This window comes from Sulfuritalea sp. (genome assembly GCF_031426875.1).
GTDB lineage: Bacteria > Pseudomonadota > Gammaproteobacteria > Burkholderiales > Rhodocyclaceae > Sulfuritalea.
The window spans coordinates 57,568-69,858 of record NZ_JASJPC010000009.1; the positions used below are offsets into that span (position 1 = coordinate 57,568).

Consider the following 12,291-nt stretch of genomic DNA (forward strand, 5'->3'; position numbering starts at 1 on the left):
TCCGCCCAACGAGCCCGCCCCAAAAGTTGGCGCTGGCGAGACGGCGAATTGCATCAGGGCCGGGTCACCGAGAAGCGCCGCTCCGGGCTGTCCGCCGCGACCCAGTTCTTTTCCCACCAGGCGTCGATCTGGCGCCGCGTCCATGGCGCGTGCACCAGCAGCGCATCGAGCGCGCCGGCCACCGCGGCGATGCTCTGCGGGCGCGCCGCCGGATCCTTTTCCAGGCAGCGTCCGATCAGGGCATCGAGCTCCGCCGGCACCGCGAAGGGCGAACAGTCCGAGGCGAGCCGCGGCTCTTCGTGCAGCACGTGATAAGTCAGGTCGTGCTCGGTCTCGGTTTCGAACAGGCGCCGGCCCGTCAGCAGGTGAAAGCCGACCGCGCCGAGCGCGTAAATGTCGGCGCGCGCATCGGCGTCGGCCGGGTTGCGGATGCGTTCCGGTGACATGTAGAGCGGCGTGCCGAGGATACGCATGGCGCCGGTCAGGTCGCGCGTGGCAACGCCCGAAACCTGCTTGACCAGACCGAAGTCGAGCACCTTGACCACGTCGCGCTCGCCGGATATTTCGCACAGCATGATGTTCTGCGGCTTGATGTCGCGATGCACCAGACCGCAGGAATGCGCCTCCCACAGCGAGGCGCAGGCCTGGCGCAGAATGTAGGCGGTGCGCGCAGGCGGCACGGGGCCGTAGCGTTCGACCAGGTCGGCCAGCGACAAGCCCTCCAGGTATTCCATGGCGTAATAGAACAGGCCGTTCGGCCCCCTGCCGTACTCGTAGATGGTGATGGTGTTGGGATGGCGCAGCAGGCTGGTGGATTGCACCTCGCGCTCGAAACGCGCGATCCATTCGTCGGAGGACGCCTGCGGCTTGAGCACCTTGAGCGCCACCGGGCGCTTCAGCAAGCGATGCTCGGCAAGGTAGACATTGCTGATGGCGCCGGCGCCGATCTGGCGTATCACCCGGTAGGGACCGATCTGCTGCCCCGGTTTGCGGCGCAGCAGGCGATCGAGGGTCTCGGCCGGGAGGAACACGGACAGCCACACCAGCAGGATCATGGCCAGCAGCACCATGAAGGCGATCTGCAGATAGCGCAGCGGCGCGTACGCTTCGGCGGCATGCATTTCCACGGCCACGCCGAGATCGAGCTCGCCCAGCCAGCGCCAGGCGCCGATCACCTCGCGGTCGAGATAGCCGGCGTAGGGGTCCAGCAGCACCCCGGCGCGCTGCGATTCCTCGCCGAGGCGCGCCGCGATGGCGGTGGCCGCCAGCCGCGTCAGGGGCGCCGCGTCGGCCTGGGCGACCAAGAGGCGCAGCGGCGCGGCGCCCTTGCCTGACCCGGCGACGAAACCGCGGCTGCGCAGCTCCTCGATGTGGCGGCTTTCCGAAACCAGCCAGCCTTCGGCGTCGAAGGCAAAAGACTCGCCGCTGCTGCCGGGGCGGGCCGCCTTGAACAAGTCGGCGAAGCCGGCTTCTGCCGGCGAACCCAGGGCCAGCAAGGCCAGCACCTTGCCTTTGGCGTCGCGCACCGGCGCGGCGATCCAGACGCTGCCCAGCTGCATGGGATGGGTGCCCATGGCGCCGCCACGATAGGGACGAATGAATATGGACCGCCCGGCCAGGGCCGGGGCGAGGTTAGCGAAGAAATCCGGGGTCACGGCCTGGCCGATGCGCGCCGCGTCGCTCGAAGCGAGAACATTTCCCTTGCCGTCGATCACATGCGCGGCAGTGATGCCGATGCCTCCGGCGGCCTGCAGCACGCGTTCGACGATGCGGACACCCTCCTCGCCGCCGGCGCCGTGGCGGATCAGGCGGCTTACCGTTGCGCTCAATTCCGCGTCGGCCGCCAGTTGCTCCGCTTCATGCCGCCCTTCGGCGATCCATTGCTCCAGCGCCTCGATTTGCGTGTTGAGCAGCGTCACCATGGAGGTGGCGCGCAGTTCGCGCAGCGAATCGCCGACCCCGCGATAGGCCCAGATGCCCACGCCGAGGAGGGCGGCAAGCAGCAGCAGGGCAAGCCGTGGCCGGTCGATGGAAAGCTTCACGACTGCCAGCCTAAACCATCTGTCGCCGCCGCGGGTCGCCCACGTCTATGCGGAGGCCGCGACGCAGACGCGGTTGCGGCCTCCGTGCTTCGCCTGGTAGAGCGCGCCGTCGGCACGACTGACCACCTGCTCGGTGGTCTCGACGCCGTCGAACTCGCTGACGCCGATGCTGACGCTGATGCCTTCCTCCTGCCCGGCAAGCCGCGCCTGCGCCACGGCCTGGCGCAGATTTTCGGCAATGCGCGTGGCCTCCGCGAGATTGCAGCCCTGCAGCACCAGCAGGAATTCCTCGCCGCCCCAGCGCACCGCGATGTCGGATTCGCGCAGGCCCTGCCGCAGGATGCCGGCGATGCCTGCCAGCACCTGGTCGCCGGCGAGGTGTCCGTGCCGGTCGTTGACCTGCTTGAAGTGGTCGACGTCGACCAGCAGCATGCTGATCGGCTGCGGCGCGCGCCGGTAGGCCGCCATCAGCTTGTCCACCAGAATGATGAAGGCATGGCGATTGAGCAGACCCGTGAGCTTGTCGGTCGAGGCCATTTCCTCGATGCGGTGCTGGTAGCGCGACAGGGCCAGGTGGGTCAGCAGCACCACCACCAGCGTCACCGCCAGGCTGATGGCGAGATTGACGTAGAGCGTGCGACGGATGCCGGCCAGCGCAACTTCCTCGTTCTGCTCGACGAACAGGTACCACTTCAGCTCCGGCAGGTAATTGACGTTGAGGATGTGGTTGTCGCCCCCGGCCTGGTACTGGTAGCTGCCGCTCTTCTCCGTGAGGATGCGCTCCACCAGCGGCCCCAGGCCCTCGGCGGCGCGCAGGTCGGCGGCGCGATCGAGCTGGTTGCCGAAGACCACCACCCGGCCCGCGGCATCGACGAAGTAGATGGTGCGCTGGAAGCGCTGCTGGTACTCGGCGATCAGGCGCCGCACGGCGTCCACGGTGAGGCCGATGCCGGTGGCGCCGATGTAGTTGCCGTTGAAGTCGAAGACGCGGTAGTTGATGAATATGGTCAGCGCATCGCGGTTGGCGAGATCGGGATCGACGTTGATCTCGTAGGCTTCCTTCATATCGCGCACGCGGTAGTACCACGCATCGCGCGGCTCGCCGGGCGCCACGCGCTTGAGCATGCCCTCGCCGGTGTAGTAGATCGCGCTCTTTTCCGACACGAAAAAACTGCTGAAGGCGCCGTAGCGCTGCTTTACTTCGCTCAGGTAGCGCGCCATCTCGCCGACCCCGACCTCGCCCCTGAGCACCCAGTCGCGCAGGAAGGTGTCGCTGGCCATGGTCGAGGAAATCAGCACCGGCCGCACCAGGTCCTTCTGGATTTCGGAGTAGATATTGCTCGATGTCAGCGGCAGATCCTGTCCGATGATGGCGTCGCGAATCGCCCGCTTCGATACCTGGTAGCCCAGCAGCGTGGTGGCAAAGAAGCCTATCGTCAGCAGCAGGCTCAGCAGCAGCAGCAGGCCGCGGCGATCGAAGATTTTCTGATATCCCATGATGATCGATTTTACCGGATCGCCTGCGGCGGCAGGAAGCGGCCGCCGCCCGACGCCGCACGCCGCGCTCAGGCGGCAGCGTCGTCGCAGGCCTGGTGGGCCGGCAGGGCGAAGCCGAAACAGGCCCCGGCGTCCGGCTTGCCCTCGGCCCAGACGCGGCCGCCATGCATGGCGACGAAGCGCTTGACGATGGCCAGGCCGATCCCGCTGCCCTCGAATTTGCCGGCCTCATGCAGGCGCTGGAAGGGGACGAAAATCTTCGCAACCTGGGCCTGATCGAAGCCGGCGCCATTGTCGCGCACATGATAGAGAAGCTCAGCCGCGGCAGTCTCGCCGCCGACCTCGATCACCGCGGGCGCGCGGCCGCGCGTGAACTTCAGGGCATTGGCGAGCAGGTTCTGCCAGACCTGGCGGATGGCCGCAATGTCGCCGCTGGCGGGCGGCAGTTCGTCCAGGCGCAATTCCACCTGACGGTCCTCGCGCTGCGGTTCCAGTCCCTGCCAGACTTCGCGCACCAGCGCATTCATGTCGATCGGCAGGATCGTCATCTCCTGGCGCCCGGCGCGGGAGAAATTCAGGATGTCGCCGATCAGCCGCCCCATCTTGTTGGCGTTGTCGCCGACCACCCGCAGCAGGCGCCGCCCCTCGTCGTCCAGGCGCGGAGCGTAGTCCTCGGCGAGAATCCCGGCGAAGCCGTCGATGGCGCGCAGCGGCGCGCGCAGGTCGTGCGAGACCGAGTAGCTGAAACTTTCGAGGTCCGCATTGGCGACCTCGAGTTGCGCCGTGCGCTGCCGCACCCGCGCCTCGAGTTCCTCGTTGAGGCTGCGTATCTCGGCGTGGGCCTGGCGAATCTGCTCCAGCGCGGCCTCCCGCTCCTGCACCGCGGCCTCCAGTTCGCGGTTCATGGCTTCCAGACTGGCCTGGCGCTGCATGAGCTTTTGCCGCATCTCGTCGAGATTTCCGGCCAGACCGTGAATCTCGTCGTCGCCCGCCGACAGCCGGGTCACCGGCAGCGTCAGCGGCTGCGCCAGCTCCCCCGCGGCGAGCCGGCAGGCCTGGCCGGCGATGCTCGCCAGCGGCTGGGTGATCATGCGCCGCACCAGCAAGAAGATCAGGGCGGCAACCAGCGCCGTCTTCAGCGCATTGAGCAGCAGCACGAACCACAGCCGCTCCCAGGTGCGCCGGATCGGTCCGTCGAGCGAGGCGCCGACCTCCAATTGACCGATGTCGAGCACCTGGCCGCGGTACTCGTAAGTCAGCGGAAACTGCCGAATCAGTTCGGCGGAAGCGGGGCGCTTGCCGCTGCTGGCGAAAGGCTTGCCGTCGACGCGGACTTCGGCGAACTCGAAATCCGGCAAGCGGTCGATGCCTTCGAGCAAAGTATCCAGGCGCGCGGGATCGACCACCCAGACGTTCTGCACGATGCTGGGCAGATAGGCTTCCTCGACCTGGGTGAAACGATCATGGATGTAGCCGACGTCGCGCTTGAATTCCAGGTAGAGCTGGGCCGCGGTGATCAGCAGGGCAATCAGCGAACTGGCGAAGACGATCAGGAAAGCCAGCCGGCGCGCCAGCAGTTGCCCACTCGGGAAACGGTCCGGAATCATCGGCGCCTCAGAGTCGCGGCAGGCTCTGTTCGTGAATCCGCCGGTAGCTGCCGTCGGCCTTGGCCGCGCGCAGCGCCTCGGCAACGCGCCCGAGCAAATGCGCATGCTTCTTGTGCAGGTACATATACATTTCGGTCGTCACCAGCGGCGGCAACAGCAGCCGGGCCGGAATCCCGCGTTCGCGGACCTGCCAGTTGCCCTGCCAGCGCTCGAACAGCACGACGTCGGCACGGTCTTTGTCGAGCAGGGTGAATAACTGGTTGGCATCCTGCACCAGAGTGATCGACGGCGCGGAACGCAGCGGCGCCTCGAACACCTTCCAGCCGATGATGTAGCCGACCTGATAAGGCTTCAGGCTGTCGAAGCCGGTGGTCTTGAAATCGTGGCGGATCGAGTAGGCGACGAAATCGTTGTCGATGATCTTTTCCTCGACCCGCAGCAGGTTCGGGTAGATCGCCTCCAGGCCCTTGATGCGCATCGCCATGCCGTCGTCGATGCCGTTGTTGGCGTTGATCATCGCCCGCTCCGAAGCCGCATAGCCGACCGCCTCGGCCTGAATCCCGATGCGTCGAAAAATCTCGGGGACCAGACGATCGAGGAAACCCTTGTGATCGGGCTGGATGTAAGGTGCGCCGACCCCGGTATTGATGCGCAGCGGTTCGGCGGCGGCGGGCAGGGCGAACGCCAGCATGACGGTAGCCAGCGCGGCGAAGCAGATGGACGGCAACTTGACCATGGGTGGGCGAATTTCGTGAATGGGCATTTCCGCGCTTGTCGCTGGTTTTCGGAGCCCTGACACTCTAGCGCCCGCGGCGTGGGGAAACGTTGTCCAAGGTCAACCTCGCGTCGCGGCGCTTCAGCCCTCTGGCCGCGTCCGCAGCCGCCATTCCTTGACCAAGGCATCACGGTCACGCTGCCGGCCTTGTCACCGACGCGCCCGGCTGTATATCTGGCAACGGCAACAGGACAACTCGCTTTGGCTTTGGCTCCGGGAGAGCGCAGGCGCTGGTCGTTGGTCGCGACCTGGGCCACGACACGGGTATGATCGCACCGAAGACATGGGACAGCATAACGTCATGAACACGAAATCCTTCAAAACGAAGTGGGCGTTGGGTATCCTGGTTCTGGTGGCGACGTTCATCGCGTCGCAGTCGATATACCGCAGCAGCATCACCCGGCTGCACGACCACCTGGTGGCCGCCGCGCGCATCACCGAGCAGATGCACGCCTCTGAGAAGTTCCACTCGGCGATGCACCTGATGCTGATTGCCGCTGCCGCCTATGCCGGGACCGGTAACGATACCTTCCGTACCGAGTTCGTCCGACAGCAGGAGGTCGCCCGCGCCTTCCTCGCCACCCTGGCGGCCCAGCCTCATGGCAAGTCCACGCACACACCGGACACCGACGACCTGGAGGCGAACTTCACCGCCTACAGCCAGGCGCTGGATGGCGTGGTGGCAACCGGTAACCGGGGCGACGGGCGCGCGCTGGCCCGCTCGCGGGAACTCTTCGATACCGTCTTCGTCCATTACTATGCCGGATTGCACCAGCGGCACGAAGCCGACCTGAACCTGGCGCAGGCGTCGGCCCACCGCATCCAGTTCTGGACCAGTACGCTCTTCTATGCACAACTCGGTCTCGCCGTGCTCATCAGCGTGTTTGGCCTGTTTTACCTCGAACGCATCGCGCGCAGTTTCCTGGCGGTCGCGGAGCGCCTGGCGGTCACCGACGGGCTCACGGGGGTGTTCAACCGCCGCTATCTCGACACCACCCTTGACGAAGAACTGAGCCGCGCCGGACGGCACGGGCGCCCGCTGACCATCGCCATGATCGACATCGACCACTTCAAGCGTTTCAACGATGCCCACGGCCATCAGGCCGGCGACCGGCTCCTGCGGGATCTGACCAAGCTCATGAGGCAGAACGTCCGCGCCGAAGACCGCATCGCGCGCTACGGTGGCGAAGAGTTCGTCGTCATCCTTCCCGAAACGCCTCTTGGCGACGGGGTGCTCGCCGCCGAGAAACTCCGCCAGGTAACGGCAGACCGTTTCCCCGTCGGCGACGGCCGGACCTTTCCGGTCACCATCAGCATCGGACTCGCGGCGTTTCCCGGCGACGGAACGACGGGGACCGAACTCATCCGCCAGGCCGACGAACGGCTGTATTGCGCCAAGGCCGAAGGACGCAACCGCGTTGTCCCATCGGTGGCGCCGGCTATGGACACCGCGAGCACGGCGCCCGCCGCATCCTGAGGTATTGTCCGGTTTCCTTGCCGCGTCCCGATGCCTTCGCCGTGGCCGCCGTCATGGTGCATCATGGCGCCGCCCATCGCCGCCGTCACCGTCTTCATTTTCGGCCGCACCCTCTCGACGGCGCCTTTTACGACTGTCGCGAGATAGTTGGCGCTGGCGGCACGGTGATTTTCGGCAGCGCAGCACGTCCGAGCCGCTTCCCAAGCGTGGTCGAGATAATTCAATCGCCACCAAGTAATTTCATGCCTCCGCTGCGTGCGATTAGCGATAGCCACGCCATTCGCATGGATATGACCCGCAGCGGTGGCACGCAATGCGGCCGGGGTGTTGCCGGACGCCGCCCACCAGGAAGCTGACTTAACCGTAATTCTCCGGTCATCTTCCTGTCCGTATGCGGCTCCTAATATGGCATCTCCGTCGGACGAGAGTCGCCCGGCGGCCTCCAACCTCAAAAGGAAAAAACCATGAAAACCAAGTTAGCAAAACTGGCCCTGATTGCTGTTCTGAGCACCGCGGGTGCAACGGCTGCGTTTGCCCATGACGCCGCCCGCGCTGAGGCGAAACAAATGATCGAGCTGAAAGACGGTTCGACGCTCTACATCTTCAAGGACGGCAAGATGGCAATGGAAGATCGATACGGTCGTGCCACGCGCATGGAGGTAGGCGCGGCAATCGAGACCAAGGATGGTCAGAAAATCAAGATGGAGAGTGACGAGGTCGCGCGCCTCCAAACGCTGATCAACGAAGGGCACTTCGGCGGCTAAGCAACCGACTCCTAGAACGTGAAGCGGCTCCTTTGGGGGCCGTTTTCGTCTTGAAGCAATGGGACCCAATCTCGCCCATTTCCTTCATGGGCGCCGGATTGCCGGTGGGCATGGTCCTCGCCCGCAGGCCGGCAACGATTCCCCTATGGCTTGCAACACTCTTGGCGCCGGACGGAAGCACCTTCAATGCCGAACAATTTCTCGACGGGGGCATTGGCCCCAGGCGGGCCATCTTGCGGTCAAGAGGCTCGCGGCGATGTCAGATGTGATCGCCGTCATGGGAGGCGTGTCGGCATCCGTTGCCACGCGTGAAGATTGCAACCACCTTACTCCATCGTAATGATTGCGCAACTTTCTTGTCAGGATGCTCGATCTATATTTCAGCCGTGTCGAACGAGAATTCGATTACCCCGGCCGAACCCGGCTGTTAATTGTCAATTGCATAGAGAGTTCAAACCATGAACATCAAACAAAGTCTTCTGTCCATTCTCTTGCTGTCCGCTCTGGTCGGCGCTGGTACGGCCGGCGCCGCCGACAACCATAAGGAAGCTCTCACCCGTGGCGATCTCGGCTTCCTGGCTCAAGGGAAGGCCGACACCACGGTGCGGATCACTCCGCAAACACGCTATGTCAATGCCGAACACACAGGAACGCTCAAGATCGAGAATGACAAAGGCCAGAGCTTCACGTGGTTCTTCGATACCCTGACTGCGCCGGTGAGTTTCTCCCTCAAGACCATCGCACCGGCCGGATTCGACGCCGGCAATGTGTGGGTCTATGTCAATCACCCGGTGAAGCACTTTACCTTCTGATCACTCATCTGTTCGCAGATGATTTCGCCGGCGCCCTGTACGCCGGCATTGCTATAAAAAGCCAGGCGAGGTCAATTCATGCAACGCTTGCATCTCCTTAGGATCGCGCCGCCGCTCGTTACTGCGGGCGCATGCGTAAGATGAAAATCCTGCTCGTTGAAGAGGATTCGAGAATCGCCGCCTATCTGAATCAGGGGCTCTCGGAGGCGGGGTTCTGTGTGGATCTGCGTCGCGACGGAAATCAAGGACTGCATTCGGCGCTGACCGAAGCCTATGATTTGGTGGTCCTGGACGTCATGCTGCCGGGCCTTGACGGCTGGGATGCGCTAGGAGCCATACGACGCGCCGGCAGGGATGTGCCAATCATGCTGCTTGGCACGCGAGACGAGGTGGACGACCGGGTGAAAGGCCTGGACCTTGGTGCCGACGACTATCTCCTCAAGCCTGTTGTTTTCGACGAGTTCCTGGTTCGTACGCGCACTCTGTTGCGACGCGGAAATCCTGGCGAATTCGGAACAATGAGATTGGCTGATTTGGAACTCGATCTACTGCGAAGACGGGTAACCAGGTCAGGCACCCGTATCGACCTTACGGCCAAGGAATTCTCTCTGCTCGAACTGCTTTTGCGGCGGCAAGGCGAAGTATTGCCCCGATCGCTGATTGCATCCCAGGTATGGGACATGAACTTCGACAGTGACACCAACGTCATCGACGTGGCGATTTGTAGATTGCGATCGAAGATTGACGATCCATTCGATGTCAAATTCATTCGGACGGTCCGGCGCATGGGCTATGTACTCGAAGGCCCGGAATGCAACTAACGCCACGCGCCTCGTCACACGCAGGAATGCGTCGTCAGTTGGCAGTTGTCGTCCTGAAATACCGCGCAAGCAGAATACGCATTTCCTGCCTCAGTTCCACGCCGCCGGCAAGTAAAGTCGTAGCATGGATTTCCGCAGCAATTCCTATGAAAATCGCAACAACCTCGGGGTCGAATTGCCGACCTGAATCCCTTCCAATGATGTCCAGTGCCTCGCCCAGCGGCATCGGCCTCTTGTAGGGCCGTTCCGTAGTCAGGGCGTCGAAAACATCGACGACGGAGAATATCCTGGCGATGTGGGGGATCGCGTCGCCGACCAGTCCATCGGGATAGCCCGATCCATCGAAACGCTCATGATGATGACGAATGGTCAGCGCGGCACCCGTCAGCCACGGGTTGTCCGCCACAATCTCGATGCCGAGGAGTGCGTGGGTTTTCATGATCTCGAACTCGTCCGTCGTGAGCTTCCCGGGTTTGAGCAGGATGCGGTCCGGTATGCCTATCTTTCCAATATCGTGGAGGAAAGCACCGACCACCAGATCCGCTATGTCCCGCTTCGGCACGTTCAGCGCTTCAGCCAGGGCGACGGCATAGAGCGTCACCCGGTAGTTATGGGCGTCGGTATCTGAATCCCGTTTCGCAATGGCGTTGCCGAGGGAGCGCAACAGGGAGAGATTGGCATCCAGCAGACGACGGGATCGTTCAGCGGACTGGCGCAGCATGGCCAACAACAAAGGGTAGAGGAGAAATGCCGTGACCAGGACAGACAGGGATGCCGTCAGCGCTCCGTTGCGAACCTGATCCCGCTGGGCTTCCAAGGTCTGCCTGTCGAGGCGGCTGATACCTTCCAGATAGCCAACACGTCTTGCATCCGCTCCAATCAACGGCAGAACGACTTGAATCAAGCGCTCGTCGCCAACATCGATCCAATTCTGGTGGCTTTGCCCGAAATCGGGCCAGTCATGCTGATGTCCGGCGATGCGAATAGCATTCATCAGCGCGGGCGGGGTGTCCTCCCAGGTCTCATAGATCAGCTTTCTCTCAAGGCTGAATACACGAACAGCGACAAATCGGCTTCGGTCCAGCAGACGCTTGAGTGCGGCGTGTTCTCCGGACGCCTTGGTGTCCATGGCCATCTGCGTCGCCGAAGACTCGAAGTGCCGCGCCCCATCCGCGGCATTTTCCAACGCAGACTGCTCGGCGCGGGTGGTTTCAACCTGATAGGAAACGCCACCGGCAACCAGTCCAATAGCGATCGCGGCGGCGCCCAATTGGCGAACAAGCATCCAGCGCAGTTGTCGAGGACTCTCCGGCAAGACGATAGACATCCCACTCCTTCAGATTCACGCGCATTGCCCATTCCGGTAATCAGCGGCGTTTTGCTCACCCGCTCCTGATCAGGATTGCCGAAACCAGGTTGATCGGCCCTACGTTCAGCCATTTTCCGCCTGACCCCGATTCCATGACTTCTTCATGGCAACCATGGTTGCATTCGCTGATCCAGTGTTTCATCAGCACGGCTTGACAATATGTGAAGCGGATTGCTTTCGGGTGACAACCAATCATATCCGCTTACAGGCGACAGGAGCATCGGTTGCCGTGTTCATCATGATTGTCGTCATTCATCGCTAAAACGCCGAGGCCCCGAAACGGGGCCTCGCGATGGCAGGACTTACTTGCCGTCCCGGGGATGAAAATGCTTGCTCTTGTCCTTGGCAGGATCCGGCTTGGCGGCCTTGGAGTCCGCGACTTTCTGCGGCATTCCAGTCTTTTCCTCCATGTGGGAATGGGGCTTCACCTTCTTGCCGGTTTGTTCGTTGGCGGCTGGAGCCTTGACTTCTGCAGCCTTGTCCGTATCCGAAGCGGCGAAGCCGGCCCCGGACAGGGCAGCTATGGCGGTAAACAAACTCACCGCGACAATGGTTTTCACTTTCATGGAATTTCTCCTAATGGTTCGAGGATGGGAATCTTGCTTATCCAAATGCTGTGGACGAAACACAGTCTGAGCGTCTACGGTCGTCGACAACATGACTCGTCGATTACATTTCTGTCAGGTCTGTCCTTGCGCATTCGCCGCGGCGGAACCTGGCGGCTGCGGAACATTCATGGGACGCACAAGGAGGAGTGGCGAACCCGTCGATCAGCGCGTGCGGCCACCCACATCCGCGCCGAGGATCAGCCCAAAGACATGCATTGCCGGGCGAGCGATCGGGTCATGTGATGCCCTATGCCGCCGGACGACATCCCAGCATGCGGTCCACGTCGGCTTCGGCATCCAGCCAGTCGGACATATCGTTGCCCGGCGAGAAGCCACGCTGCTCGGCGCGGAAATAGGCGGCTTCCGCAATCCATTGTTCGCGCGGGATGCCGCCATTGCCCGATGCCGAATCCGCCGCGCCTGATCCGCGGGCGTGCTGCCTCGATCCGTCGTCATTGAGCTTCGCCGCTGACTCACGCTTTTTCATTTGCGCCTCCTGATTGATCGAAAATCGGGTGG

11 protein-coding genes are annotated in these 12,291 nt (G+C 63.0%); 4 read left to right on the forward strand and 7 right to left on the reverse strand.

Annotated elements, in window-relative coordinates:
• Window positions 1–53 precede the first annotated feature (53 nt).
• The 4 genes from RMO95_RS05065 to RMO95_RS05080 form a co-directional block, all read right to left on the reverse strand.
• Window positions 54–2,042, reverse strand: a complete 1,989-nt coding sequence (locus tag RMO95_RS05065) for a serine/threonine protein kinase (RefSeq protein ID WP_310449506.1) — start codon at window positions 2,040–2,042, stop codon at window positions 54–56.
• A gap of 45 nt (window positions 2,043–2,087) precedes the next feature.
• The gene (locus RMO95_RS05070) at window positions 2,088–3,539 is read right to left on the reverse strand and encodes a sensor domain-containing diguanylate cyclase (RefSeq protein ID WP_310449507.1); all 1,452 of its coding nucleotides are present in this window, start codon (window positions 3,537–3,539) and stop codon (window positions 2,088–2,090) included.
• Between the two features lie 68 nt (window positions 3,540–3,607).
• Window positions 3,608–5,146, reverse strand: a complete 1,539-nt coding sequence (locus RMO95_RS05075; protein ID WP_310449508.1) for an ATP-binding protein — start codon at window positions 5,144–5,146, stop codon at window positions 3,608–3,610.
• A 7-nt stretch (window positions 5,147–5,153) separates the two neighbouring features.
• Window positions 5,154–5,909 carry a transporter substrate-binding domain-containing protein gene (locus RMO95_RS05080; protein WP_310449509.1) on the reverse strand — a complete coding sequence of 252 codons (756 nt, stop codon included), beginning with the start codon at window positions 5,907–5,909 and terminating at the stop codon, window positions 5,154–5,156.
• Window positions 5,910–6,222: 313 nt separating this feature from the next.
• Between RMO95_RS05080 and RMO95_RS05085 the strand changes: the two genes are divergently transcribed.
• The 4 genes from RMO95_RS05085 (at window position 6,223) to RMO95_RS05100 (ending at window position 9,795) form a co-directional block, all read left to right on the forward strand.
• Complete coding sequence (locus RMO95_RS05085; protein ID WP_310449510.1) at window positions 6,223–7,398, forward strand: GGDEF domain-containing protein; 1,176 nt, start codon at window positions 6,223–6,225, stop codon at window positions 7,396–7,398.
• Between the two features lie 464 nt (window positions 7,399–7,862).
• Window positions 7,863–8,162 (forward strand): CopK family periplasmic copper-binding protein, encoded by a 300-nt coding sequence (locus RMO95_RS05090; protein ID WP_310449511.1) that lies wholly within the window; start codon window positions 7,863–7,865, stop codon window positions 8,160–8,162.
• 458 nt (window positions 8,163–8,620) lie between these two features.
• Entirely contained in the window at window positions 8,621–8,974 is a 354-nt protein-coding gene (locus tag RMO95_RS05095; RefSeq protein ID WP_310449512.1) for a CzcE family metal-binding protein, read from the forward strand.
• Window positions 8,975–9,114: 140 nt separating this feature from the next.
• Window positions 9,115–9,795 (forward strand): heavy metal response regulator transcription factor, encoded by a 681-nt coding sequence (locus RMO95_RS05100; RefSeq protein WP_310449513.1) that lies wholly within the window; start codon window positions 9,115–9,117, stop codon window positions 9,793–9,795.
• A gap of 34 nt (window positions 9,796–9,829) precedes the next feature.
• Here RMO95_RS05100 and RMO95_RS05105 read toward each other — a convergent pair whose 3' ends face one another.
• From RMO95_RS05105 to RMO95_RS05115, 3 genes are all read right to left on the reverse strand, one after another.
• Window positions 9,830–11,122: an HD-GYP domain-containing protein gene (locus RMO95_RS05105; RefSeq protein ID WP_310449514.1), complete on the reverse strand. Its 1,293-nt coding sequence runs from the start codon at window positions 11,120–11,122 to the stop codon at window positions 9,830–9,832.
• A gap of 344 nt (window positions 11,123–11,466) precedes the next feature.
• Entirely contained in the window at window positions 11,467–11,730 is a 264-nt protein-coding gene (locus RMO95_RS05110) for a hypothetical protein (protein ID WP_310449515.1), read from the reverse strand.
• Window positions 11,731–12,019: 289 nt separating this feature from the next.
• A complete protein-coding gene (locus RMO95_RS05115) occupies window positions 12,020–12,259 on the reverse strand; it encodes a DUF2934 domain-containing protein (protein WP_310449516.1) in 240 nt (79 codons plus the stop codon).
• Window positions 12,260–12,291 lie beyond the last annotated feature (32 nt).

What these genes read in the sequence shown, in the direction of transcription:
- RMO95_RS05105 (WP_310449514.1), bottom strand. Translation starts at nt 11,122, where the DNA reads ATGTCTATCGTCTTGCCGGAGAGTCCTCGACAACTGCGCTGGATGCTT.
- RMO95_RS05095 (WP_310449512.1), top strand. Translation starts at nt 8,621, where the DNA reads ATGAACATCAAACAAAGTCTTCTGTCCATTCTCTTGCTGTCCGCTCTG.
- RMO95_RS05110 (WP_310449515.1), bottom strand. Translation starts at nt 11,730, where the DNA reads ATGAAAGTGAAAACCATTGTCGCGGTGAGTTTGTTTACCGCCATAGCT.
- RMO95_RS05085 (WP_310449510.1), top strand. Translation starts at nt 6,223, where the DNA reads ATGAACACGAAATCCTTCAAAACGAAGTGGGCGTTGGGTATCCTGGTT.
- RMO95_RS05090 (WP_310449511.1), top strand. Translation starts at nt 7,863, where the DNA reads ATGAAAACCAAGTTAGCAAAACTGGCCCTGATTGCTGTTCTGAGCACC.
- RMO95_RS05115 (WP_310449516.1), bottom strand. Translation starts at nt 12,259, where the DNA reads ATGAAAAAGCGTGAGTCAGCGGCGAAGCTCAATGACGACGGATCGAGG.
- RMO95_RS05075 (WP_310449508.1), bottom strand. Translation starts at nt 5,146, where the DNA reads ATGATTCCGGACCGTTTCCCGAGTGGGCAACTGCTGGCGCGCCGGCTG.
- RMO95_RS05070 (WP_310449507.1), bottom strand. Translation starts at nt 3,539, where the DNA reads ATGGGATATCAGAAAATCTTCGATCGCCGCGGCCTGCTGCTGCTGCTG.
- RMO95_RS05100 (WP_310449513.1), top strand. Translation starts at nt 9,115, where the DNA reads ATGAAAATCCTGCTCGTTGAAGAGGATTCGAGAATCGCCGCCTATCTG.
- RMO95_RS05080 (WP_310449509.1), bottom strand. Translation starts at nt 5,909, where the DNA reads ATGCCCATTCACGAAATTCGCCCACCCATGGTCAAGTTGCCGTCCATC.